This window comes from Bacillus sp. HMA207 (assembly GCF_003402455.1).
Taxonomy (GTDB): Bacteria; Bacillota; Bacilli; order Bacillales; family Bacillaceae_G; genus Bacillus_A; species Bacillus_A cereus.
This window is the reverse complement of record NZ_BEZT01000001.1, coordinates 2,966,161-2,991,829: the sequence shown is the minus strand read 5'-3', so window position 1 is coordinate 2,991,829 and position 25,669 is coordinate 2,966,161. Positions and strand designations below refer to the sequence as shown.

Here is a 25,669-nt window from a genome sequence, read left to right as displayed (position 1 = left end):
ACAAGCAGGTTTCAAAAAAGAAGACTAAGGCCTAAAGAAATTAGGACTTAGTCTTCATTAAATACAAATGTTTGTTTCATTTTTTTACCTTCATTTACCGGATGGCCGTTATAAGAGAAATTCTTTTCTTCCCAAGTGATTACAACTTTAAAATTATGACTATTAAAGTCTAATGGGAATACCATGTAGTCAAAGCTTGTATGACTTTTAGAAATATTTTCATTAGGTGTAGTAGGTTTAAAGGTAGCCTTAGAGGTAGGATTGTTATCAAGTATTTCCACAGATACGTTTGATACATCATGACCGATGTTTTTTACGAGTAAACTATACGTATCAAATACACCTTGTTTCGGCTGGATTGCTTGCTTGTTTGAGTTATGAGATTTATCAATTTCGACATACCATTGTTTAGACTTTGACGCAATCGGTAGTGACTGAAATGTGTAAGCACTAGCTTGCATTGGTAGTGCTAAACATACAAGCGTAAAGAGAGTTAATATTTTTCGTTTCATTTTTTAAGAGCTCCCATTCTTTAATGGATTTACTTGTTATTATCTTCTTTTTACGAGTAAATATACCATATAATGTAAAGTGGTTATTGTGAGTAGTGAATTAATATATTATTCACTACTCTTATAGCTGGCATAATTACGTATGTAGTAAGAAAGAATAAATTTGTTTTTTCTATACTTAGATTGCTACCCTTTTTAAAAGGGCTATTTTTATGTTTTAATAAAAAGAATATACTAAGAGTTCCGTATAAATTATTTATTTTAATGTAGTTAAATGTGCTTGTATATGTGAAATTAGAGAGGGAAGCTGTGTAGAGATGTTTCTACACAGCTTTTTAGGATATGAAAAAATTGCCAAAAATACGTTAAAATAACATTGTCATACAACAAGGGGGATTTGTTTTATGGAAAATGGACATCTTGCTAAAGTAGACTTAACGAAAAAAATTGAATCAAAATCTAAGTACAATAAGAAACTCGAAAAATATCAAAGGCGCTTATTAGCATTACAACAAATTTTGAAAGAAGAAAAAATCGCGGTTATGCTTGTTATGGAAGGATGGGATGCGGCTGGTAAAGGTGGGGCAATTAAGCGGGTGACGGAACATCTTGACCCACGTGGGTTCCAAGTAGATCCAATTGGAGCGCCTGCACCTCATGAAAAACGTTACCATTATTTGCAACGTTTCTGGCGCAAAATTCCACAGTACGGGCAAATTACTATTTTTGATCGCTCATGGTACGGTCGTGTGTTAGTTGAGCGTGTTGAAGGTTTTGCTACAAAGGAAGAGTGGATGAGAGCATATGATGAGATTAATGATTTTGAAAAACTACTAACAGATGACCATTACATAATAGGGAAGTTCTTCTACCATATAAGTAAAGAGGAACAGTTAAAGAGATTTAAAGATAGAGAGAAAAATCCTTTGAAAAGATGGAAAATTACAGACGAAGATTGGCGTAATCGTGAAAAATGGGATGAATATGTTGAAGCGATGGAAGACATGTTTGAAAAAACAAGTAAGCCAAATGCGAAGTGGCATATTATTGAAAGTAACGATAAATTGTATGCTCGTGTGAAAACGTTAAAAATTATTATTTCATTCATTGAGGATTATTTCTTAGAACATGGTATAGAATTGCCTTCTTATTATTATGAAATGAAAGAGGATATTGAAGTTTTGCAAGATGTAGGTGTGAAAGAGTAAATAAGAAAATGGTCCTGTGAATTGGTGAAACCAAATTATGGGGCTTTCCTACTATTGGTTGCAAATGATTGATGTTCATTCAACAAATATAGAAATTATTATTCCATGTATGATATTAGGTGTTGGATATGGTTTAGTAGTGGGGCCAATTACAGTTTTAAGTGCGTCTTCGTTTGAAGGAGAATTGTTAACTGCTTCTCAAAGTGTTGTATCAATGTTACGACAAGTTGGAATTGTATTGGCAGTCGCAATATTTGTCTCTAACTTAACTCACAATTTAACTGTAAATAAAGAAAAAGTATATCGTTATGCAGAAGAAAAGGTGCGTACTATTCATGTGAATAGTACTGAGCAAACTGAAATTTTACAAATGACTAAAGAGAAAATAGAGAATCAAAGTTTAGAGTCGAATATAAATAAGAAACAAAATGCAATGACAATGGGATTAAGTAAAGAGAAAAAGGAAGAATTGATTCGCGACAAGACGGATGAAATATTAAGAAAAGTTCCAGTAGAATATAGAGATGTAAAAAGAGAAGAAGTTATGAGGAAAGTGACAAAAGAAGTTGAAAAACAAGGGGAAAGTATAAAGAAAGAGGTACTCACATTTTCAAATGATGTGAATCATTATGCCAAGAATCAGATGGCTATGAGTTTTACAGATTTATATAAAGCAAGTGTGCCAATTATTTTAATTTGTGCTTTCGTAAGTTTGTTGTTTTGGGAAGGGAAAGCTTTGAGTAAAAAGAGAAAGGGAAGGATAGTAGAAGAAGCGTAAAGGAAAACAGGCTGCTATTAGCCTGTTTTCCTTACGTTAGTATGAAAAATCTGGATTTAATTCTTTAAATTTATGACTATAATGCCTTTTATTATTAAAACCAACAAAATCAATTCCGACGCAAGATTCTAAATTTCCGTCTACAATCGTAGAATCCACGAAGCTTAAATGTTTTAATTTTTGTAGTTCTTTAATGAATTGTAGATTTCGTATGTTACCACAACTTGATAAGATGAGAGTTTCTAATTCCGTTAAATAGCGCAAATATTCGTGGTTTTTAAGCTTACTGCAATGGTCGAATTCGATGTGTTTTAAAGTTGAAGCATTGTTTTCAATTTCATCAATATGCTCTAAATGTCTTAAATAATTGAGTTCTAAATGCTTTAATTTAGGTAATGACCTACATCCTTTTAATGAATTAATGTTCCCTTGTGTAATGCTTAGTTTTTCAATTTTTTGTAAAGACATTAATTCTTCAAGGTTCTTTTGTTTCGGTTTGTATTTCCAAATGTATAGTTCTTTTAAGTTAGGACAAGATTCGAAGCCTTTAATGTTTTTATTACACTGTATGTGAAGTTCCTCTAAATTTGTAAAGCTTTCTAACTCTGTTAAGTTTAGTGGAACTTGTGGTTCTTCTAGTGATAAAGATTTTAAGTTTTTTAATTTATATAGGGCTGAATAATCAGTAATATATATACTACTAATGTGTAAGCTTTCAATTTGCGGGCAGTGTTCAAGAAAATTAATATGGTGCAAACTATACCTAAGATCATTAATGTAAACATCAGTAAAGTTGTTTGTATTAATGAATTCTACGTATTCATCCAGTCTGTTTTCATGGATTTGTACTGTGCCATCCATAACTAAAAAGTTTTGTGGTTTCTTTTTGATAGATATTTGTAAAGGATTCATGTATTGAAATATTTCTGTCTTGTTTTCTAAAATAGTTTCAACACTTCTTTTGACAGTTGGAACATTGTCTCTTTGTTTGTAAGCTATTAAGGTTGACTTTATTTCTGACGGATCTGCTAATAAAATTTTTGGAGCCATTTCATATAGTACATCTTCATTTGCAGGTATACAGCTAACCATTGCATCCAGTGCTATTAAACTTAAAGGGTGTCCTTTTGTTAGCCAAGATTTAATTCGTCTCCAAGTTAGTTGTGATACTGCAGCTAATCGCGCCCAATCGTTATGAAATGATACTGCATGTTCCTCTATCCAATCTAATGTTTCTGAGGATTGAAAAGAATGCAGACAAATGAAGGAAGTGGTCGGAAGCTCACTTTTTAATACTGTTTTTAGCCTTTCTATTACTAAAGGAAAGGCTTCTTCAAATGGTAAACAATAAGCTGCAGCGTGAGAAAGAGGTGCAAGTAAATCTTCATTAAATGCCTTCCACAGTTTTCTTATCCAATCTGAGGCGAATTCTCCTAGTACACATATAACAATCTCAAGTAATCTAGTTTTAATTACACCATTCATTGTGTTTGAAAAGCGGTTTATAACAGCATCTAGTACTTCGTTTTGATCGTACCTATTAAGAGCTTCAATTTCTGCTTCTTGAAGAAACCATCTAGTCATGGTGTAATCAAGTAATTCCTCTAAACTAGAGCGAACTTCTTCTAAAGTGGGGACGGGTGTAAGTTTGTGCTCATTCATCTCTAATTTTGGTTGCTTCGCTTTACCATCTTCTTCATAAAAACTATCATGCAAATAATATTTATAAGGTGAGTGAATCATTACAAGGTGGTACCATTCTTTAGGATGTAAAGATAACGAAATAAGACGCTCATGACATTGGTTACATAATTTATAAGGTTGATTTGCTTCATCGGATTCTTCTATTTTATATACTGGATCATGTTTGCAAGCTTCACATAATTCTACTGTTTTTTTCATTGTTTCCTCCTTGCCTATTGTGAATAGTAGTATTTTTAATATAGCATGGGATAAGTCGAGTATGATTAGAAAGTTTTTTAGAATGAAAGGAAGGAATGGAAAATGCCATTGAATATGTAACGTTATACATAGTACATTAACAAGAGGGGTTAATTTTAAAAGGAGGATGGGGAATTGCTAGATAAGGCAGGGGCTTTAATAGATAATCATGTGTACACAGAAGAAGAGCAACAAAAACTATACAAACGAACGTTAATAATCGTCAGCATTTCACAAATGTTTGGCGGTGCAGGACTAGCTGCTGGTATTACAGTGGGAGCACTTCTTGCGCAGCAAATGCTTGGAACAGATGCGTTTGCAGGATTACCAACTGCTATGTTTACATTAGGATCGGCATTAGCAGCTTTCATAGTAGGGAAGCTTTCGCAACGATATGGACGCCGGATAGGTCTTGCAACAGGGTTTATAGTAGGTGGATTTGGAGCAATTGGTGTTGTAATGTCAGCTTTAACAAATAGTATTATTCTTTTACTTATTTCTTTACTTATATATGGTGCTGGTACAGCCACAAATCTACAAGCTCGTTATGCAGGTACAGATTTAGCAGATAAGAAGCAGAGAGCAACGGCTGTTAGTATTACGATGGTAATGACGACTTTCGGTGCAGTTGCAGGACCAAATTTAGTAGGGGTAATGGGAAGTTTTGCTCATTCAATTGGAGTTCCTAAACTTGCAGGTCCGTTCATACTATCGGCAGCAGCATTTATACTGGCGGGTTTAGTTCTTTTTGTTATGCTTCGTCCAGATCCTTTGATTATTGCTAACATAATAGAAAGATATAAACAGGAACATACATATAAAGGACAACCAATAACAGAAGAAGCGAAAGAAAATAAACGAGGTATTACAGTTGGAGCAATCGTAATGATACTTACGCAAATCGTGATGGTTGCGATTATGACGATGACGCCAGTTCATATGGGACACCACGGTCATGGTTTAAGTGCAGTAGGACTTGTGATAGGTTTTCATGTAGGTGCAATGTATCTTCCATCTCTCGTTACAGGAATGTTAATTGATAAAATTGGCCGAACTACAATGAGCATAGCTGGTGGAGTGATTTTACTTGCAGCGGGTGTCATAGCTGCGATAGCGCCAAGTGATTCTTTATTATTATTAATCGTTGCTCTGTCTTTACTTGGGCTAGGATGGAACCTCGGATTGATAAGTGGTACAGCACAAATCGTTGATTCCACAACACCGTCTACACGTGCTAAAACACAAGGGAAAATAGATGTTTTTATTGCGCTAGCTGGAGCTTCTGGTGGAGCAATGTCAGGTATGGTAGTAGCGAATTCAAGTTATGCGGCATTGTCATTGGCTGGAGGCGTGTTAGCGTTATTACTTATTCCTGTTGTGATATGGTCTCGAAAAGGGGCAAGAAATTAAATGAAAAAGAGGTTCTAGTTACTGACTAGAACCTCTTTTTATACACTTAAATTAAATTCCACTCTACAATAAGCCCTAAATGCGTAAGTCCGCCACCAAATCCGTATAGTAAAAGTGTGTCTCCGTTATTTAATTTCCCTTCTTTTATAGCTAAATTTAAAGCGAGTGGAATGGTGACTGAAGAGGTATTCCCCATATATTCCACGCTCGTTAATGTTTTTTGTATTGGAATTTGAGACTTTTCGCAAATAGATTCGATCATTCGTAAGTTAGCGCTGTGGGGTATGAACCAGTCTATATCATCTACTTGCATATTTACGGTATGTAATAAATTTTTTATGCCTTTTGGTACCGTGCGTGTTGCCCATTTATATACTTCTCTTCCATTTTGAACGATTTTTTCATTTGTTTGCAGTGGTGTGCCATTCATAGTAGTAGATAAGTTTGTTCTATATAGATGAATGCCGCCATCACCGTTTGTTCCCATGTGAGCAGCGATAAAGCTTGGGGTGTTTTCATCTCTTTCTAATAAAATAGCTCCAGCACCATCACCGAATAAAATACAGGTCGTTCTATCGGTATAATCAGTAACTTTAGATAATGTCTCTGTCGCTACGACAAGTACTTTTTCATGTGATTCAGAAGTGATTAAGCTATTACCGACGTGTAGTCCATATGTAAAACCAGCACAAGTTGCATTTAAATCAAAAGCTAGTGTATGAGGTATGTTGAAGTATTGTTGTATTTGGCAAGCAACACTAGGGAAAACGTAATCAGCAGTAGTAGTAGCGACAATGATACAGTCGACATCTTCTAAGTTTTTCTTATATGTTGTACATAAATTTTCAATTGCTTTAATGGCTAAGTTTGAGGAGTATTCTTCGCCGCTAGCGATTCTTCTTTCCTTCATTCCTGTTCTTTGTACAATCCATTCATCATTCGTATGGACCATCTTTTCTAAATCGTTATTAGACAATATTTGATCTGGAACATAAGTACCAATTGCAGTAATACGAGATTTAGAATGCATAGGAACATCTCCTAACTTTTATTTTTATAACCTGATACTAATATTAGGTTATAAAAATGTCAATAAAGATTTTTGTTGTATTAAAACGATAATACTTAACTTACTATGAAGGAATTTGGCGAGTGCTGTAAAAATAATATACGAGAAGTTTCTAAAATTGATAATGAAGGGAGTTAAGCTCCTTGAAAAGGATTTTACACATGTTTCCTGTCGTCATCATTTGTAGCTTTATTCTTATTATTTTTCCTGAGAAATCTTATGCTTGTGATTGTATTAAAGTATCAACAGAAGCTGCATTTCAAAAAAACGATGTAGTGTTTGAGGGAAAAGTAATTGAGGTTGGAAGGAAAGAAGAGGTTGGAACTGAAGTGTTATTTGAAGTGAAGAAAATTTGGAAAGGGACAACTTCTTCGCAAATTATCGTATATACAAAGGGTGGTGATTGTATGTTTCGCTTTGTAGAAGGAGGAGGGTACTTAGTATTTTCTACTCAAAGAGGATCAGAAAAACAATTACACACAAATAGTTGTAGTGGAACGAAGAGATTGGATGAGGCAGGGGCGGACAAAGCGGCTTTAAGTCAAATTGCAAAAGAGTCTGTTCCGACGAAGAAAGTGGATTTAAAAGGTGAGATGGTGAGCGGTTTAAATTGGCGGCAAGTTGCTATTATTTCCATTGGTTTGTTATTGATGATTGTTTTTGTTATTTTTATTGTGAGAAAAACTCGCAAAAAATGACGATTAAAGTAAAAATATAACGATTTTCTTTCGTGTGATATAGGTTGTTAAACCTTGTGAAAGCGAATTACTTATGCTACACTTTATGTAACTTAAAATGAACGGAGGGGCTTCCTTTGATCTTAATCAGATTACGTCTCAATACTTTGTGCCAATAATTGAATAGCGCTCAAAGGCTCTGTCTGTGTACAGAGTGAACGGGATTGGTCTGCCTATTTTAAAGGAACCCTTTATTAAGCTTATATGTGAAAAAGAGGGAGGGACGAATACGCCCTCTTTTTGTTTTGCCTTTATAAATAGAATGGGATTGTATAGGTGAACGCTTATTGTGGATACGTATACGATCTTGGGACTTTTTGACTATAAAATAGGATGAAAGCATAGCTTTCTTCTATTTCTTTGGTGAACCCTTATCCGTTTACGAAAACACAGGCAGCGACCTGTGTTTTTTATTTTACGTAATCGAAATGGAGGAATAAATATATGGAAGAAGTATTACAAAGAGCAGTTTTAGTTGGAGTAAATGTAGGTAATGAAGATGATTTTGCGTATTCGATGGAAGAGTTAACAAATCTTGCGGAAGCCTGCGATGTAGAGGTAATTGGGCAAGTAACGCAAAATTTACAACGAGTAAATCCGTCGCATTATATCGGAAAAGGAAAGATTGAAGAAGTTGCAGCGTATGTACGCGAAATAGATGCGAATATGGTCATCTTTAATGATGAATTATCTCCTTCACAAATTCGAAATTTAGAAGAGGATTTAGATTGTAAGGTAATTGATCGTACCATTTTAATTTTAGATATTTTTGCGCAACGTGCGAAAACGAAAGAAGCACAGCTACAAGTAGAAGTAGCACATCTTCAGTACATGATGCCTCGTTTAATCGGTCTTCGTGAATCGTTAGGAAGACAGAGCGGCGGCGTTGGTACGAAAAATAAAGGTGTCGGTGAGAAAAAGTTAGAGTTAGATCGTCGTAAAATTGAAGAACAAATTTCAGTTTTAAATAAAGATTTAGAAGCGCTCGTTGCTCAGCGTCAAACACAGCGAAAGCAACGTAAGAAAAATGAAATACCTGTTGTAGCATTAGTAGGTTATACGAATGCAGGAAAGTCAACGACGATGAATGCAATGCTTGAAATTTATAATGGTACAGAAGAAAAGCAAGTATTTGAAAAAGATATGTTATTTGCGACGTTAGAAACATCTGTACGAAATATTGATTTGCCAGATAATAAATCATTTTTATTAACAGATACAGTTGGATTTGTAAGTAAATTACCACATCATCTTGTGAAGGCGTTCCGTTCAACGTTAGAAGAAGTAGCGGAAGCAGATTTACTTATTCACGTCGTAGATTACGCAAATCCAAATTATGAACAATTAATTGATATTACAAATGAAACGTTAAAGAAAATTGGAGTAGAAAATATTCCAACGATCTATGCTTATAACAAATCAGATATGGTGGATGTTGAAATTCCGAAAGTACAAGAAGACCGCGTGTATTTATCTGCGAAGAAACATGTTGGAATGGAAGAGCTTGTAGAAATGATTCGTTCCCATATTTATAAAGAATATACGAAATGTGAAATGTTAATTCCGTATGATCAAGGACAGGTAGTTTCGTATTTCAATAATCATGCGCACGTTTTATCAACGAGTTATGAAAATGAAGGTACGAAACTAGAAGTGGAATGTAAGACGAGCGATTACGAGAAGTATAAGCGTTTTGCAATTTAATGTAAGAGGCAACCCAGTTTGTGATTGGGTTGCCTTTTTCTATAATGTTTTACTGCTGAAAGTTACAAGGATGCAAGTCAATGATGGGAGTTAAGTTATATTTCTGGAAAAAGAAATGAAAGCAGTATAGAATAGAAATGTTTCAAAAGTCAGAATTTATTACACCTACTGTAATAAATATATTTTTTGTACAGAAAGGAGCGATTCACATATGCAGGCAGTTTCGCAAAAAAACACAGTAGAAACACCGACAATATATCGAATATTATTTGCGATTAGCTTTGGACATTTTTTAAATGATTCGATGCAAGCAGTTGTGCCGGCGTTGTTTCCTATTTTGGAAAAAACGATGAATTTATCCTATATGCAAGTAGGGTGGATTGCGTTTGCGTTAAATATGACGTCATCGATTATGCAACCGGTGTTTGGTATGTATTCAGATAAGAAGCCGTCACCATTTTTATTACCACTCGGCATGTTTTCAAGTATGCTTGGAATGATTGGACTCGCGTTTGCACCGAACTTTATTATTGTTATTATTTCTGTTTTATTTATTGGTTTAGGTTCCGCAGTCTTTCATCCAGAAGGCGCTCGTGTTGCGTATATGGCGGCAGGTGCAAAACGAGGGTTAGCGCAAGCGATTTATCAAGTTGGGGGAAACACGGGGAATTCTTTAGCTCCTATTTTTACAGCGCTAATTTTCGTTCCACTCGGTCAAATTGGTTCATTGGGTTTTACAGCATTTGCAGCAGTAGGAATTGCATTATTAATTTTCGTATCGAATTGGTACAAAAATGAATTAGCAACCGGTGCTGTAAGAAGGAAGAAGAGGGCTGCACTTGAGGCGGAAAATGCAATTGTAAGTACACACATTAAATTCGTTATTATACTTCTTGTTTTTCTTACTTTTGTACGCTCTTGGTACGGTGCTGGTATCGGGAATTTCTATCAATTTTACTTAATAGAGCATTACGGTTTATCTATAAAAAATGCCCAGTATTTCGTATTCGCATTTATGATTGCTGGTGTGTTAGGCACTTTCTTCGGAGGACCGTTAGCAGATCGATTTGGTAAGAAAAATATCATCGTATTTTCAATGTTAGGTTCAGCGCCACTTGCACTGTTATTACCACATGTCTCACTTGTGTGGGTCGTACCGTTATTTTTATGTATCGGTTTTATTAGTTCAAGTAGTTTTAGTGTAATTGTTGTATATGCACAAGAGCTTGTGCCTGGAAAAGTGGGAATGGTGTCAGGATTAATCGTAGGTCTTGCATTTGGACTTGGAGCATTAGGTGCTGTAGTTCTTGGGAAATTAGCAGATATATATAGCCTGCAATTTATTATGCTATTATGTAGTTGTCTACCATTAATTGGACTCACTTCATGGTTACTGCCAAGTGATAAGAAAACGATAGAATAGGGGATGCGCTATGAAATTGTGTGAAAACGTTACGGAATTAATAGGGGATACACCTGTCGTCCGATTATCTAAATTTATTCCGGAAGACGCAGCAGATGTGTATGTGAAACTAGAAATGTTTAATCCATCGCGCAGTGTGAAAGACCGTGCTGCTTATAATTTACTTCACGTTGCAGAAGAAAATGGTCTCATCAAACCAGGAGATACAATTATTGAACCGACAAGCGGGAATACAGGGATTGGTTTAGCGATGAATGCAGCAGCTAAAGGGTATAAAGCGATTTTAATTATGCCAGATAATATGTCAAAAGAGCGTATTAATTTATTGAAAGCATACGGAGCAGAAGTAGTTTTAACACCAGCAGAACAAAGAATGCCAGGAGCAATTGCGAAGGCGTTAGAATTGCAAAAGCAAATACCGAATAGTTTTATTCCGCAACAATTTGAAAACCCAGCTAATCCGAATATTCACCGTTATACGACTGCGCTTGAAATTTACGAACAAATGGATGGAGAGCTGGACGCTTTTGTTGCAACGGCAGGAACAGGCGGAACGATTACAGGGACTGGTGAAACGTTAAAAGAGAAATTACCAAACTTATATATTGCAGTAGTGGAACCGAAAGGATCTCCCGTTTTATCCGGTGGTGTACCAGGTCCTCATAAACTAGTAGGAACAAGCCCAGGATTTATTCCGAAAAACTTAAATACAGAAGTGTATAACGAAATTATTCAAATTGCAGATGAAGAGGCTTTAACGACAATGAGAAACTTAGCTAGACAAGAAGGATTATTAGTTGGCCCATCTTCTGGAGCATCTGTTTACGCTGCAATCATGATAGCGAAACGCCTAGGCGTTGGTAAAAAAGTTTTATGTATTGCGTCTGATACAGGTGAACGTTATTTGAGCATGGGGTTATTTGAATAAAAAGGATAGAAACACCTTAATAGTGAATAGCTGCTATTAAGGTGTTTGTTTTATGGAATGAAGAGGGGGAGAAGAACAATGAAACTATTAAAACCAATCCATGAATATAGTGAGCATATTACGGCGTATAGACGAGCGTTTTTACACTCAGGGGAACAACCACATGGAAGTAGTTCTTTACAAAACTTTGATTCTCTTGATGAATGGTTTGAAAAAGTGAGTAAACAAGAACTAGGAGAAAACTTACTAGCTAATAGAGTGCCATCTAGTCAGTTTTTAAGTTTTGAAAAAGGGGAACTTATAGGTTTTGTGAATATTAGACATAGATTAAATCCAGAATTATTACGGGAAAGTGGTCATATTGGATATAGTGTCCATCCGAATAAACGTCGCCACGGTTACGCTACGAAACAACTACAACTTGCATTAGCTGAAGCGCAAAAATTAGGATTGCAGAAAGTATTAATAACTTGCGATAAATCCAATATCGGTTCTGCTAAAACGATTCAAAAGGTTGGAGGTGTGTTAGAAAATGAAGTAGTTTCTTCTCGTACTGGTGAAGTTATTCAGCGCTATTGGATAGAAATATGATTAAGTAGGAATTTGAAAAGGTAATGCAAGCTGTAATATCGAAATAGATAAATGAAATATAGGGGATTACTGCAATTTTAGGGGGAAATGAAATGGGATTAAAAGAGAAAGCGATAGAGATGTCAGAGATTTATAGGAAAAATCCGAAAGTAGAAGCTATTATTTTAGCGGGTTCAGTAGCTAGAAGGCTTGAAGATGAACATTCAGATATAGAATTACATATTTTATGGTCAACACCGCCGGAAGATGAGGATCGTAGGGCCCCTATTTATCATATTGATGGGAAAATATTATCGTATCATCCGTATGAGGAAGAAGAATGGTCGGAAACGTATTTAACGAAAGAGGGAATTAAATTAGAGATTAGTAACTTTTTAACAGAGACAGTAGAGAAAGTGATTTCGGATGTGGTGGATCAATATGATATAAGTTATGAAAAACAATGTATTGTATCATCCATTCATGATGGTGTTAGTTTGTATGGAGAAGGGAAAGTGAATGAATTAAAAGAAAAAGTAGCGGCATATCCAGATGAACTAGCAAAACGGATGATTTCAGAAAATCTATGGTTAAGTAATCGTTGGCACAATCGAAAGGCGCTTTTAAAACGGAAAGATTGGCTTATGCTTTATGACGTTATTTGCGAAGTACAAAGGAACATATTGGGTGTTTTATTTGGTTTGAATAAAATGTACGTACATCATCCAGCGTTTAAATGGATGCCTAATAATGTGGAACGAATGACTATTAAACCTGAAAAATTATATGAACGTATGGCGGACACATTAATAGGGAATCCAGAAAAAAGTGTGCAGGAGTTAGAGTTGCTAATAGAAGAAGTGTTGCAACAAGTTCATACATACGCGCCAGGAGTAAATGTGGATGAGCAAGAAAAATCTATTTTTTATTTTGTGAAATAGAAAATAGTAATAAGGGGGAAGTTATGGGGTTTTTTAATAGGTTTTTTAAAAAAGTTGAAAAAGTAAATGAGCAAGAAGCTACTCTTCATGAATTAAGTGAAGAATTGTATGTTGAATCACCGGTAGAGGAAGCGACTAGTTACTGGGTATCAATGGCACAAAATATAATTGTTAATGCTGTAAAAGCGGCTGACAATGATGTGGAACGTGCCTTCGTGTTATTGAATTTGAAGAAAGGTGAGGCTTCATTTGATATTTTTTATCAAATAAATGGGCAATTGTATTTCTGGGATCAGCTAGAAAATGAGACGATAAGAAATAGAATTCAGAACGAGTTGTTACCGCAAGCTCCAGAAGTTTCAAATGCAGTAAATGAGCAATTTCGTGGAGCTGATCACCCTATAATTTCGTTCGCACAATTGCAGTTTGAATGGGAAACGAAAGCCTGGTTCTCACATATAATTTGGGAAGATAGCCTTGCTGCTCAATTGCCCAAAACTCAAATTCTAAATGAATGGTTTCGTGTAATTAAAGAAGAAACGAAAAATAGACCACTGGATAGTGATGCGAAATTTTCTTGGTATCCATCAAACTCTTAAAAAATGAATACAGAGAGACAGGTTATGTTTCTAGATAATTTGTATTATTGAATAAGTATCAATAATACGTAATTCTTTTTCTATTGCCTGTTAGAATTCGTTATGTACTAAGCTACTTGTTTTCTAAACTAAAACTTATATTTCGAATTTTCAAATAGATTGTAATACATAAAAATTCGAAATATAAGTTGACACTATTTTTAATGTGTGATAAAAATGATAGTAATCAATTCGGAAAATAATATTTGGGCAATGAAAGGGTATAGTAGTGAATATCTCCCTATTTCAGAGAGCTGATGGTTGGTGTGAATCAGTATATAGATTATTCATGAAGTTCGTCCTGGAGCATCTTTCATAAATCTCATATTTTGAGGAAATGAAAGACGGTAGTTTATACCGTTATCAAATAAAGTGGTGAAGATTTTTTCACAACTAGGGTGGTACCGCGATATTTATCGTCCCTACGTATTTACGTAGGGACGTTTTTTATTTAGGTCCTAACTTTGGTGTGGCTTCATAACTAGGGTGGTACCGCGATATTTTATCGTCCCTACGTTTTTGCGTAGGGGCGTTTTTATTTAGGTGGTTTCTTAGTGTTCTTCACAACTAGGGTGGTACCGCGATAATTTTGTCGTCCCTACGTATTTACGTAGGGGCGTTTTTTTATTATTAGGGAGGAAGTGCACGTATTAGAAAAGAGTATTGATAGAACAATATAAATACCGAATTGTAACAAAGAAAAAGAGATAGAGAGGAGATTAACAAATGAATTCACAGCAATGGACATCGAAATTAGGTTTCGTATTAGCTGCAGCAGGTTCGGCAATTGGTCTTGGGGCGATTTGGAAATTCCCATATATGGCCGGCATTGGAGGAGGCGGAGCGTTCTTCCTAATTTTCATCGGTTTCACATTATTAATTGGTTTACCGCTATTATTAGCTGAATTTGTTATTGGAAGAAGTACACAAAAAGAGGCTGTCGATGCATATAGAGAGATTGCTCCTAAAACGTTATGGCCTTGGTTAGGTAAATTAGGAATTGTAACATGTTTCATATTACTTTCTTTCTACAGTGTTGTAGGAGGCTGGATTTTATTATATTTATGGAATGCAATTACAGGTAGACTATGGGAAGGAAATGGAGCATACGAAGCTACGTTTGGTGAAATCATTTCCAACCCATATTTAGCAGTTGGATCACAGCTATTATTCATCCTTATTACTATTTTCATCGTAAGTAAAGGTGTACAAAATGGTGTTGAAAAAGTAAATAAATATTTCATGCCAGCATTATTCGTTTTATTCTTTGTATTAATCGTTCGTGCACTTACATTAGATGGTGCTGGAGAAGGCGTTCGTTTCTTCTTACAACCTGATTTCTCACATGTAACATCAGAAGTTATATTATACGCAATGGGGCAATCGTTCTTCTCATTATCTGTCGGGGTAGCCGTTATGGTAACGTATAGCTCATACTTACCGAAAGAAGAAAGCTTACCACGTTCAGCATTTTCTATCGTAGCCTTAACTCTTGTTATTACATTACTTGCAGGACTTGCAATTTTCCCAGTTGTGTTCGCATTTGGAATGGAACCATCTCAAGGGCCGGGACTATTATTTATCGTGTTGCCAGCTATTTTCAGTAAAATGGCGTTCGGAAAATTATTCTTCATTGTTTTCTTATTACTATTCTTCTTCGCTACGATTACATCAGCAATTTCGATGTTAGAAATTAGTGTTGCATCGTTAACATCAAAAGGTAAAGGGAAACGTGAAAAAATGGCCTTAATCGTAGGGTTATTAATCTTCGTTGTTGGGGTACCATCAGCATTATCATTCGGTATATTAAGTGATCTGAAGATTTTCGGGAAGACAGTCTTTGATTTAGCGGACTATGCAGTAAGTAACGTATTAATGCCACTTGGTGTATTATTAGTTTCTATCTTTGTTCCTTTAAAAATGAAGAAAGATGTATTAATGAAAGAGCTAGGTGTAAGTAAAAATAAAGGTTATAAACTATTCGTATTATGGTTATTCTTACTTCGTTATATCGCACCAATTGCGATTATTATCGTATTCTTAAATGTACTTGGCATTATATAAAAAGAAAGGTAGCGTATCATACAAAGATACGCTACCTTTTTATTTTGCTCTTTTTTGCAATTCATTTACTGTTACGAACTGATAGCCCTTCTTAGATAAAGAATCTAAAATACCTTCAATCGTTTGTAAATTTTCATTAGACTCATCATACATAGAGTGCAGTAAAATGATAGAACCTGGTTTTACATTTTTATTAACGTATTTAATTTTATCAGCCGCAGATTTAAAAAAAGTATCGGGCTCAAGATCCCATGTGATTGTTCCGATATTGTTTTTATTTAAATAATATGGCAGCCCTATTAACTTCTTACCGTTAGGGGGCCTAAAATCAATTTCGCCTGTAAATCCTGTTTGGCGGATTAATGAATTCGTTTTTTCTATTTCACCTTTAATAAAAGAAGGTGTTTTGAAAACCATTCTATTATGAGAATATGTATGGTTTCCAAGTTGGTGCCCAGATTGCGCGATAGCTTCACCTAACGATAGATTTTTCTCTAATTCATTTCCAATTAAAAAGAAAGTAGCTTTAGCGTTGTATTTATCTAGTAGCGGTAATATTTGTTTTACATTGTTAGTAGGGCCATCATCAAAAGTTAAAGCGATCACTTTTTCATTTGTTTCTACACGTTGTGTTAAATATCCAAATAATTGAAAGCTTCTTGCGTTCATCAATTTGTATGTTCCGAATAATGCCGTGATAATAAAGAATAGTGTAACGATTGTAATGATAATTTTTTTCTTCATAATGTAACCTCACAATGATTTTTGATTCAATTAAAAAGTATTATATCAAACTAAGTAATTTCGTGCTTTAAGAAGGGTGTGGATGCAAGGAGAAGGAATTTATCATATAATAAAATACAAAAGGTATATTAGGAGGTGTTTATATGGCGATTATAATTCAATTGCCAGACACTGCAACGTCTCATGCAAAGCCAAGTATGGAAATGGCGATACTTTGCGTGAGGTAGACAAGTAATATACAATCGCCTATATGAGCTCGTATCATTTTTTATATTTGGCTTTGCACCTTATTGAAATGAACCATAAAAAATAAGGGGCGAGCAGAAATGAAATACGTAAAAGCTAATGCTGTTTTACCGGAGAGTTTAATTACTGAAATTCAAAAGTATATACAAGGTGAAACAATTTACATTCCGAAACAAGAAACGAAACATTATAAATGGGGTACACGATCTGGCGGAAGAAAACAACTAGATGAAAGAAATAAAGCAATTAAAGAAGCTTTTAAAAGTGGGATTGCTATTCATCAACTTGCAGAAGAATATTTTCTTTCTGGGGAAACGATTAAAAAGATTGTGTATTCTAAATAAGAGGAAAAGAGTCTGATTCATATATTACTTTGAATCAGACTCTTTTTGTTTTATATGTATTGGATATATGAGGTGTGAATGGGCATGATAATAGAAAAAATGTGCCGTTTTTTTATTAAATGGTATACAGAGCATTTGAAAAGTAGAAAGGTGAACATATATGAATCATATTGGACAAATAACGATAGAGCTTTTAGTTGGTTTTTTTGTTCTATTAATTGCTACAAAAATATTAGGGAAAACACAAATATCTCAGCTAACGCCATTTGATTTTATTTCTGCAATCGTCCTAGGTGAGCTCGTTGGAAATTCAATATATGATCCTGAAATTAAAGTATGGTCTATTTTATATTCAGTATTTGTTTGGGTAATTTTAATTTATACTATAGAAGTGATAACACAAAAAGTAAGAGGAACAAGAAGGTTTTTTGAAGGATATCCTTCAATTATTATTCGTAATGGAAAGATTGATCGTGAACAATTAAGCGTAAATCATTTGGATATAAACCAATTACAACAAATGCTTAGGCAACAAAAAGATATATTTTCAATCCGAGAAGTTGAATATATGATATTGGAACCGAACGGAAACATAAGCGTTCTGAAAAAAAGTAAATACGAATCTCCTACTATAAATGATTTAAGTTTAAAACATAAGCCTGTATACTTACCAATTTCATTAATTAGTGATGGAAAAGTAGTTAAGGATAATTTGAGGGAAGCGGGATTTGATGAAGGATGGCTTTATAAACAAATAAAGCAAAAAGGAATTACTAAATTTGAAGACGTATTATATGCGGAATGGAAAACAGATGATGGCTTCTTTTGTCAGGAAATGCAGCGGTAGAGAATAAGTGATATATGTAATGTTTGTTTCTAAGTTATCTTTTACATATCAAAAAACGTAATCATTGTATACAATAAAACTAGATCAACAATTTGTATGGAGTGATAAAGATGGAAGCGTTTATTAGAAGTGATCAATATAATTTTATAAAATCACAAGCTTATATTTTAGCAAACGGGCATGCAACGGCAAATGATAGAGGTGTAATTCAAGCGTTAAAATCGCTTGCGATTGAAAAGATAATACATGTATTTGAGAATTTAACGGATGAACAGAAAGAGTTAATTGATACGGTATTAACAGTTCAAAATAGAGAAGATGCAGAATCATTTTTAATGAAAATAAATCCGTATGTAATTCCGTTTCAAGAAGTTACAGCACAAACATTAAAAAAATTATTTCCTAAAGCGAAAAAGTTAAAACTTCCTGATATGGAAGAAATGGATATGAAAGAAATATCTTATTTAAGCTGGATTGATAAGGGGTCAAGCAGGAAATTTATTATAGCGAAAAATGATAAAAATAAATTTGTTGGTCTGCAAGGAACGTTCCAAAGTTTAAATAAAAAAAGCATTTGTTCGTTATGTCATGGACATGAAGAAGTAGGAATGTTTTTAGTTGAAATTAAAGGCGATGTACCAGGAACTTTCGTTAAAAAGGGAAACTACATTTGCAAAGATGGTGTAGCTTGCAATCAGAATATGAAATCGCTAGATAAATTGAACGATTTTATTGAACGCTTGAAGAAATAACGAGAAAACCTCTAGTATTTAAACTGGAGGTTTTTATTTTTTGAAGAAGTACAATAAGCTTTCTTTGTAAATGTAGATTTATAATGAAATTTGATAAAAATATCTATTATGATACAGTTGCTTATATGCAAGGAGGTAAAACATGGATTACCTTTTATCGAAAGAAAAAGTGAAGCGATGGCCCAAAGATATGATAGCGGCGGGGCGTTGTCATACAGTTGGCCTGAAATCGGATGGCACGGTAGTAGCGGTGGGCCGGAATAAAGAAGGGGAATGTAATGTAAGTGGCTGGCGAGATATTGAAGCAGTCGCAGTGGGCAATGTTCATATGGCAACGAACACGGGTAATGCTCATACAATCGGTCTTACATGTGACAGTACTGCGGTAGCAGTGGGTTGGAATAAGCATGAACAATGTGATGTAAACGATTGGCATAATATTGTAGCGGTTGCGGCAGGGTGGCGTCGTACTATTGGCCTGAAATCGGATGGCACGGTAGTAGCGGTGGGCCGAAATAAAGAAGGAGAATGCAATGTAAGCAGTTGGCAAGGTATTGTGGCAGTCACAGCGGGTGACTGGCATACAGTCGGTCTTAAATTGGACGGCACATTGACGACTGTGGGGAATAATCGATATGGTCAATGCAATGTAAGTAGCTGGCGAGGTATTGTAGCGGTCAAGGCTGGGTATCTTCATACTGTTGGTCTTAAACGAGACGGTACGGTGACAGCAGTGGGGAATGATAAACATAACCAGTGTGATGTAAGTGGCTGGCGAGATATTGTAGCAATAGCGGCTGGTACGAATCATACAATCGGACTTAAATCAAACGGTACCGTGGTGGCAGTGGGTTGGAATGAGTATGGTCAATGTAACGTAAGTGATTGGAGAGATATTGTAGCGATAGCGGCTGGTTGTGCACATACAGTCGGACTAAAATCAGACGGCACGGTGATTGCGGTAGGTAATAATGAATTTGGCCAATGCGATGTAGTTAGCTGGCGCGACATTCGGTTACCTGGCAAATAGTCAATTTACAATAAATCATTAGTAATATTATTCTATTTTAGGAGTAATTATGGAATAGGATATGTAGAAAATAATTAAACTTAAATCTGCTGAATAAGAATCTCTTTTGAAAAGGGATTCTTATTATTTTTCATAAAATGAGGGTGTAAATGGAATTTTTGAACAAATTTTATTTCAAAATTACAGTAGAAGATATAAATTAAAAAGTATAGAGGAGATAAAGGAATGCTTAAAAGGTTTTTACTTTCTTTACCGGATGTTTTACTTATATGTATCGTTCTCTACATAATGTACACAAATTCTTTTAGTTTTGGACAGATGCTAGTAATTTCCATTGCAATCGGAATTATTGGTGGTCTTGCTATTAGAATTTGTAAGGATGTATTCACGTATATAAGATGGACAATTAAACAAAGAAAAAATTGAATATGTTTAATAGTTATTAGGAGGGAATGAAATGACTAAGAAAAAGAATAGAGTGAAAAACGAGATAATACTTTGGTCACTAACAGCAATTGTTCTGTTAATTGTATGGTACTTTTATCAAAAATAAAAACGCAACGTACTAAAAAAGCACGATGCGTTTTTATTATTTTTTTTGCCAATTTTCTTTTATAAAGTCTTCACGCCCAGATTCTTTTTGCTCAGTAGCATATTTCTCTGGATTCTTTTTATAGAAATGTTGGTGGTATTCCTCTGCTTCGTAAAAAGGTGCAGCAGGACGAATTTCAGTCACGATTGGATCTTTAAACATACCGCTTTCTGCAAGAGCTTGTTTTGATTTTTCAGCAAGCCCTTTTTGTGTTTCGTTATGGTAAAAAATAGCGGTACGATAAGATGGACCACGGTCAAAAAATTGTCCGCCATCGTCAGTTGGATCGATTTGTGGCCAATATAAGTCTAGTAATTTCTGATAAGGAAAAATAGAAGGATCGAATGTAATTTGAACAACTTCTAAATGTCCAGATGTTCCAGCTTTTACTTGTTCATATGTTGGATTTTCTACATGACCTCCTGCATAGCCAGAAAGTACTTTATGAATACCAGGAAGTTCATCAAATGGTTTTACCATGCACCAAAAGCAACCGCCTGCGAAGGTTGCGAGTTCGTATGTTTTTTCGGACATTGCTGTAATCCTCCTAAATGTATATGTTTTATATAGTATTATATAAATTGTTTTATTGCGCAATAAAAAAGATTTGAAAATATATGTTTTTTATAAACAAGATCCTCCGCTCACATCAATTAATTGTCCAGTAACCCAGCGGCTGTCTGGAGAAGCAAGAAATGCAGCAGTATCGGCAATGTCCTCTACTTCACCTAAGCGATTGAAAGCGGAAATAGTAGTAGCGTACTGCTTCATCATTGGGTCGCTCAAGAGTTCTGCATTCATATCTGTTTTAATAAATCCTGGAAGTATTGCATTCACCGTTATTCCTCGTGCTCCAAGCTGTTTTGCTAGCGTAAAAGTCATTGTATTAATAGCGCCTTTCGTCATACTATATGCAACAAAATCAGGTAAAGAAATGCGGGTGGCAGCGGATGAAATATTAATAATTCGGCTATTGTCACGTAAACGTGGTAGTGCTAGTTGAATGATAAAGAATGGAGCTTTTGCATTTACTGAAACCATTCTATCAAAAAACTGTTCAGTCGTTTCTTCAATAAAAGCACCAGGACCAATGCCAGCATTGTTTATTAAAATATCAAATTGTGTTTCACCAGTGCGCTTTTGTAATTCAGTATCTAAAGCGTTATAAAGGTTTTCTACACCGTGTAAGGATTCTAGATTTGCGCCGATAGAAAAAGCTTGGCCACCATCTGATCGAATTTCATGAACAGTTTCTTCAGCGTCATCTTTTCGACTACCGTAATGAACAGCAACCAATGCACCGTCATTTGCTAAACGTTTAGCGATCGCTCGTCCAATTCCTCGGCTTGCTCCTGTAACTAACGCTACTTTCCCTTTTAACATAGTTTCCTCATCTCCTCATAAACTTTATAAGCTTTTCTTTATGTAGTAATGCAAACATACTTAAGTAATATATGAGTGTATGTAAGTAATGCATTCCAATTTTGATTTGAGAAAAAATAAATAGAATGAATTTTGATTTTTTTGAAAAAACATATTGACAATGAAAAGAACAACGTCCTATAATACGTGTAACAAATAAAAGTTAATTAAGAATTTTCTAACTTTATATGTTGTATATGCAAAGAAGAGGAAAGTAGATGATTATGATCGTTTCAGAGAGCTACTCCAAGGCTGTGAGGGTAGTAACAATCGAATCATTGAAGATCACCTCGGAGCATCGCTTGCGAAAGGGAAACTGAGTAGAGGGCGGCGGCATCGTCTCCGGTAAAAGGACGGAGGTCTGATTGGACCTACAAAGCTTATATTTCGTGAGAAGTATAAGGAAGCTGAGTGGTAACGCGAAACTCTCGCCTCAGCAATCAAAGCTACTAAATTGTAGTAGTTGATTGCTGAGGCGAGAGTTTTTATTTTTAAAAATAGAAGAAGAGAATGCGTAGAAGAGGAGAGTAAATGATAAAGATTGTTTCAGAGAGCTGCCCCGAGGCTGTGAGGGTGGTAACAATTCACTCATTGAAAATCACCTTGGAGCACTACTTTTGAAAACTAGTAAAAAGTAGCGGGGTTGTTCCCGATAGAAAAACAAAAGTCTAATTGGACTTGCAGAGCTTATATTTCGTGAGAAGTATAAGGAAGCTGAGTGGTACCACGATTCCCTCGTCTCAGCAATGGATTGCTACAAGTATGTAAGTAATCGATTGTTGAGACGAGTATATTTTTAAGGTTTATATACTGAATATTCTGTTAAAAATACTCATCTCAGCAATCGATGTAGAAATAGATTGCAAAAAATAGAGAAAAAAAGAGGAGCGATGTGAGATGGGAAACCAGTACATTTACATGAATGGGGAATTTGTAGAAAAAGAAAAGGCAGTTGTTTCAGTATATGATCACGGTTTTTTATACGGAGACGGTGTATTTGAAGGGGTTCGTAGTTACGGAGGAAATGTATTTTGTTTAAAAGAACATGTGAAACGATTGTATGAATCAGCGAAATCTATTTTACTAACAATTCCAATGACGGTAGAAGAAATGGAAGAAGCAGTTTTACATACACTCCAAAAAAACGAATATACTGATGCTTACATTCGCTTAATTGTCTCAAGAGGAAAAGGTGACTTAGGGCTCGATCCGAGAAGTTGTGTGAAGCCGAGCGTAATTATCATTGCAGAACAATTAAAGTTATTCCCACAAGAATTTTATGATAATGGGCTAAGCGTTGTATCGGTTGCATCAAGACGTAATACGCCAGATGCGTTAGATCCACGTATTAAGTCAATGAATTATTTAAATAACGTACTTGTAAAAATTGAAGCAGCACAAGCAGGAGTGTTGGAGGCTCTTATGTTAAATCAACAAGGATATGTTTGTGAAGGTTCTGGTGATAATGTTTTCGTTGTGAAAGATGGAAAAGTGCTAACCCCGCCATCCTATTTAGGAGCATTAGAAGGTATTACGAGAAATAGTGTTATCGAGCTATGTGAACGACTGAGTATTCCGTGTGAGGAAAGACCGTTCACTCGCCATGATGTATATGTAGCGGATGAAGTATTTTTAACAGGAACAGCAGCGGAGTTAATTCCAGTTGTAAAAGTTGATTCGAGAGAAATTGGAGATGGGAAACCAGGAAGTGTAACGAAACAATTGACCGAAGAATTTAAAAAATTAACGAGAGAAAGAGGAGTACGTGTTCCTGGGCTGACGGAAAGCTTAGCATAAATAAGGAGAGGAGTTAATGGAAATGAAGCAGCAGTATACAGCGTATGAGAAGTTACAGTATGAAGAAATGACAGGCGCTGGGCACGTGATTCAATGTTTGAAGAAATTGGGTGTAACGACCGTTTTCGGCTATCCAGGCGGAGCGATTTTACCAGTATACGATGCGTTATACGAAAGTGGTTTGAAACATGTTTTAACTCGTCATGAGCAAGCTGCCATTCATGCGGCTGAAGGATATGCGAGAGCTTCTGGAAAGGTCGGGGTAGTCTTTGCTACCTCTGGCCCAGGGGCGACAAATTTAGTTACGGGTTTAGCAGACGCTTATATGGATTCGATTCCTTTAGTTGTCATTACCGGGCAAGTTGCAACGCCTTTAATTGGTAAAGATGGATTTCAAGAAGCGGATGTTGTCGGAATTACAGTACCTGTTACGAAGCATAATTACCAGGTTCGTGATGTGAATCATGTATCACGAATTGTGCAAGAAGCTTTTTACATCGCCAAAAGCGGGCGCCCGGGACCAGTATTAATTGATATTCCAAAAGATGTTCAAAATGCAAAAGTCACCAGTTTCTTTAATGAAGAAGTTGATATTCCGGGGTACAAACCAGAACTTGTACCAGACAGCATGAAACTTAGAGAGGTGGCTAAAGCAATTTCAAAATCTAAGCGTCCACTTCTTTATATTGGAGGAGGTGTCATTCATTCAGGTGGATCCGATGAACTCTTCGAATTCGCAAGGGAGAACCGTATTCCAGTCGTTTCAACTTTAATGGGACTTGGTGCATATCCACCGGATGATCCATTGTTTCTAGGGATGCTTGGTATGCATGGGACATACGCTGCTAATATGGCGGTAACAGAATGTGATTTACTACTTGCATTAGGTGTTCGCTTCGATGATCGTGTAACAGGAAAATTAGAACTTTTTTCTCCAAACTCGAAAAAAGTACATATTGATATTGATTCTTCTGAGTTTCATAAAAATGTAACTGTAGAACATCCGATTGTTGGTGATGTAAAAAAAGCGTTACACATGCTGTTACATATGTCTATTTATACACAAACAGACGAATGGCTTCAGAAAGTAAAGACATGGAAAGAAGAATATCCACTTTCTTATAAGCAAAAAGAATCTGAGTTAAAACCACAGCACGTGATCAACTTAGTAAGTGAATTAACGAATGGTGAAGCGATTGTCACAACAGAAGTAGGTCAGCATCAAATGTGGGCTGCTCACTTCTATAAAGCAAGAAAACCTCGGACGTTCCTTACCTCTGGAGGATTAGGAACGATGGGGTTTGGTTTTCCAGCAGCAATTGGTGCTCAGCTAGCTAAAAAAGAAGAACTTGTCATTTGTATTGCAGGTGACGCTTCTTTTCAAATGAACATTCAAGAACTACAAACAATTGCTGAAAATAATATCCCTGTAAAAGTATTTATCATAAATAACAAATTTTTAGGGATGGTAAGGCAATGGCAAGAAATGTTTTATGAAAATCGTTTATCAGAGTCAAAAATTGGATCACCAGATTTTGTGAAAGTAGCAGAAGCTTATGGAGTAAAGGGATTAAGAGCAACAAATTCAACCGAGGCGAAACAAGTGATGTTAGAAGCATTTGCTCACGAAGGTCCTGTCGTAGTTGATTTTTGTGTAGAAGAAGGTGAAAACGTATTTCCGATGGTTCCGCCAAACAAAGGAAATAACGAAATGATTATGAAGAGGTGGGAAGAATGAGTCATACTTTTTCACTCGTTATTCATAACGAGCCAAGTGTCTTATTACGTATAAGTGGGATTTTTGCTCGGCGTGGTTATTATATTTCTTCTTTACATTTAAACGAAAGAGATACTAGTGGTGTTTCTGAAATGAAACTCACAGCAGTTTGTACTGAAAATGAAGCGACATTACTTGTTAGTCAGTTGAAAAAATTAATTGATGTTCTGCAAGTAAATAAATTATAAGGAGTGT

24 protein-coding genes, 1 pseudogene and 2 other annotated features are annotated in these 25,669 nt (G+C 35.4%); of the genes and pseudogenes, 19 read left to right on the top strand and 6 right to left on the bottom strand.

What is annotated here, in order from left to right:
* Positions 1 to 47: 47 nt before the first annotated feature.
* Entirely contained in the window at positions 48 to 512 is a 465-nt protein-coding gene (locus HMAS_RS15365; protein ID WP_000823346.1) for a hypothetical protein, read from the bottom strand.
* A 404-nt stretch (positions 513 to 916) separates the two neighbouring features.
* Here HMAS_RS15365 and HMAS_RS15360 point away from each other — a divergent pair, with 404 nt between their 5' ends.
* On the top strand, positions 917 to 1,720 hold the full coding sequence (locus HMAS_RS15360; protein ID WP_000427312.1) for a polyphosphate kinase 2 family protein: 804 nt from the start codon (positions 917 to 919) through the stop codon (positions 1,718 to 1,720).
* A gap of 34 nt (positions 1,721 to 1,754) precedes the next feature.
* Positions 1,755 to 2,498, top strand: a pseudogene (locus HMAS_RS15355) (MFS transporter); the annotation flags it as partial.
* A 36-nt stretch (positions 2,499 to 2,534) separates the two neighbouring features.
* On the opposite strand, the gene HMAS_RS15350 reads toward HMAS_RS15355, so the two are convergent.
* On the bottom strand, positions 2,535 to 4,400 hold the full coding sequence (locus HMAS_RS15350) for a leucine-rich repeat domain-containing protein (protein ID WP_116344910.1): 1,866 nt from the start codon (positions 4,398 to 4,400) through the stop codon (positions 2,535 to 2,537).
* A 174-nt stretch (positions 4,401 to 4,574) separates the two neighbouring features.
* Here HMAS_RS15350 and HMAS_RS15345 point away from each other — a divergent pair, with 174 nt between their 5' ends.
* Entirely contained in the window at positions 4,575 to 5,849 is a 1,275-nt protein-coding gene (locus tag HMAS_RS15345; RefSeq protein ID WP_000884521.1) for an MFS transporter, read from the top strand.
* A gap of 46 nt (positions 5,850 to 5,895) precedes the next feature.
* Here HMAS_RS15345 and HMAS_RS15340 read toward each other — a convergent pair whose 3' ends face one another.
* Positions 5,896 to 6,879, bottom strand: a complete 984-nt coding sequence (locus HMAS_RS15340; protein ID WP_098770846.1) for a ketoacyl-ACP synthase III — start codon at positions 6,877 to 6,879, stop codon at positions 5,896 to 5,898.
* Between the two features lie 182 nt (positions 6,880 to 7,061).
* Between HMAS_RS15340 and HMAS_RS15335 the strand changes: the two genes are divergently transcribed.
* The 8 genes from HMAS_RS15335 to HMAS_RS15300 all read left to right on the top strand — a co-directional run bounded on the left by HMAS_RS15335 (position 7,062) and on the right by HMAS_RS15300 (position 15,923).
* The gene (locus tag HMAS_RS15335; protein WP_042866697.1) at positions 7,062 to 7,616 is read left to right on the top strand and encodes a cobalamin biosynthesis protein CbiN; all 555 of its coding nucleotides are present in this window, start codon (positions 7,062 to 7,064) and stop codon (positions 7,614 to 7,616) included.
* Between the two features lie 483 nt (positions 7,617 to 8,099).
* A complete protein-coding gene (gene hflX / locus HMAS_RS15330; RefSeq protein WP_000393291.1) occupies positions 8,100 to 9,359 on the top strand; it encodes a GTPase HflX in 1,260 nt (419 codons plus the stop codon).
* Positions 9,360 to 9,570: 211 nt separating this feature from the next.
* Entirely contained in the window at positions 9,571 to 10,782 is a 1,212-nt protein-coding gene (locus HMAS_RS15325; RefSeq protein ID WP_001149412.1) for an MFS transporter, read from the top strand.
* 10 nt (positions 10,783 to 10,792) lie between these two features.
* The gene (gene cysK / locus HMAS_RS15320) at positions 10,793 to 11,710 is read left to right on the top strand and encodes a cysteine synthase A (RefSeq protein ID WP_116344909.1); all 918 of its coding nucleotides are present in this window, start codon (positions 10,793 to 10,795) and stop codon (positions 11,708 to 11,710) included.
* Between the two features lie 78 nt (positions 11,711 to 11,788).
* Entirely contained in the window at positions 11,789 to 12,301 is a 513-nt protein-coding gene (locus HMAS_RS15315) for a GNAT family N-acetyltransferase (RefSeq protein WP_061113559.1), read from the top strand.
* 92 nt (positions 12,302 to 12,393) lie between these two features.
* A complete protein-coding gene (locus tag HMAS_RS15310; protein WP_000523182.1) occupies positions 12,394 to 13,221 on the top strand; it encodes a DUF4037 domain-containing protein in 828 nt (275 codons plus the stop codon).
* 23 nt (positions 13,222 to 13,244) lie between these two features.
* Positions 13,245 to 13,820 (top strand): hypothetical protein, encoded by a 576-nt coding sequence (locus HMAS_RS15305; RefSeq protein ID WP_000505545.1) that lies wholly within the window; start codon positions 13,245 to 13,247, stop codon positions 13,818 to 13,820.
* A gap of 243 nt (positions 13,821 to 14,063) precedes the next feature.
* Positions 14,064 to 14,286 (top strand) — a binding site (T-box leader).
* A gap of 299 nt (positions 14,287 to 14,585) precedes the next feature.
* A complete protein-coding gene (locus HMAS_RS15300; RefSeq protein ID WP_001088187.1) occupies positions 14,586 to 15,923 on the top strand; it encodes a sodium-dependent transporter in 1,338 nt (445 codons plus the stop codon).
* A 39-nt stretch (positions 15,924 to 15,962) separates the two neighbouring features.
* Here HMAS_RS15300 and HMAS_RS15295 read toward each other — a convergent pair whose 3' ends face one another.
* Positions 15,963 to 16,667 (bottom strand): polysaccharide deacetylase family protein, encoded by a 705-nt coding sequence (locus HMAS_RS15295; RefSeq protein ID WP_016122281.1) that lies wholly within the window; start codon positions 16,665 to 16,667, stop codon positions 15,963 to 15,965.
* 326 nt (positions 16,668 to 16,993) lie between these two features.
* On the opposite strand from HMAS_RS15295, the gene HMAS_RS15290 reads away from it, so the two are divergent.
* The 5 genes from HMAS_RS15290 (at position 16,994) to HMAS_RS15270 (ending at position 20,312) form a co-directional block, all read left to right on the top strand.
* A complete protein-coding gene (locus tag HMAS_RS15290; RefSeq protein ID WP_000878325.1) occupies positions 16,994 to 17,257 on the top strand; it encodes a CD3324 family protein in 264 nt (87 codons plus the stop codon).
* Between the two features lie 160 nt (positions 17,258 to 17,417).
* Positions 17,418 to 18,104 (top strand): DUF421 domain-containing protein, encoded by a 687-nt coding sequence (locus HMAS_RS15285; RefSeq protein WP_116344908.1) that lies wholly within the window; start codon positions 17,418 to 17,420, stop codon positions 18,102 to 18,104.
* A 110-nt stretch (positions 18,105 to 18,214) separates the two neighbouring features.
* Complete coding sequence (locus HMAS_RS15280) at positions 18,215 to 18,856, top strand: FusB/FusC family EF-G-binding protein (RefSeq protein ID WP_000387074.1); 642 nt, start codon at positions 18,215 to 18,217, stop codon at positions 18,854 to 18,856.
* Positions 18,857 to 18,998: 142 nt separating this feature from the next.
* Positions 18,999 to 19,886: an RCC1 domain-containing protein gene (locus tag HMAS_RS15275; protein ID WP_000385092.1), complete on the top strand. Its 888-nt coding sequence runs from the start codon at positions 18,999 to 19,001 to the stop codon at positions 19,884 to 19,886.
* Positions 19,887 to 20,111: 225 nt separating this feature from the next.
* Positions 20,112 to 20,312, top strand: coding sequence for a hypothetical protein (locus HMAS_RS15270; protein WP_000919314.1), 201 nt, complete (start codon positions 20,112 to 20,114; stop codon positions 20,310 to 20,312).
* Positions 20,313 to 20,475: 163 nt separating this feature from the next.
* On the opposite strand, the gene msrA is transcribed toward HMAS_RS15270, so the two are convergent.
* Together msrA and HMAS_RS15260 are read right to left on the bottom strand one after the other, a co-directional pair.
* The gene (gene msrA, locus HMAS_RS15265; RefSeq protein ID WP_001291883.1) at positions 20,476 to 21,012 is read right to left on the bottom strand and encodes a peptide-methionine (S)-S-oxide reductase MsrA; all 537 of its coding nucleotides are present in this window, start codon (positions 21,010 to 21,012) and stop codon (positions 20,476 to 20,478) included.
* A 90-nt stretch (positions 21,013 to 21,102) separates the two neighbouring features.
* Positions 21,103 to 21,861, bottom strand: coding sequence for an SDR family oxidoreductase (locus HMAS_RS15260; protein WP_000911822.1), 759 nt, complete (start codon positions 21,859 to 21,861; stop codon positions 21,103 to 21,105).
* 545 nt (positions 21,862 to 22,406) lie between these two features.
* Positions 22,407 to 22,646, top strand: a binding site (T-box leader).
* Positions 22,647 to 22,797: 151 nt separating this feature from the next.
* Between HMAS_RS15260 and ilvE the strand changes: the two genes are divergently transcribed.
* The 3 genes from ilvE to HMAS_RS15245 are packed head-to-tail and all read left to right on the top strand — an operon-like array spanning position 22,798 to position 25,662.
* Positions 22,798 to 23,697 (top strand): branched-chain-amino-acid transaminase, encoded by a 900-nt coding sequence (gene ilvE / locus HMAS_RS15255; RefSeq protein WP_116344907.1) that lies wholly within the window; start codon positions 22,798 to 22,800, stop codon positions 23,695 to 23,697.
* Between the two features lie 22 nt (positions 23,698 to 23,719).
* Positions 23,720 to 25,435 (top strand): acetolactate synthase large subunit, encoded by a 1,716-nt coding sequence (gene ilvB / locus HMAS_RS15250; RefSeq protein WP_002153104.1) that lies wholly within the window; start codon positions 23,720 to 23,722, stop codon positions 25,433 to 25,435.
* On the top strand, positions 25,432 to 25,662 hold the full coding sequence (locus tag HMAS_RS15245; RefSeq protein ID WP_000019916.1) for an ACT domain-containing protein: 231 nt from the start codon (positions 25,432 to 25,434) through the stop codon (positions 25,660 to 25,662). Before ilvB ends, HMAS_RS15245 begins: the two co-directional genes overlap by 4 nt.
* Positions 25,663 to 25,669 lie beyond the last annotated feature (7 nt).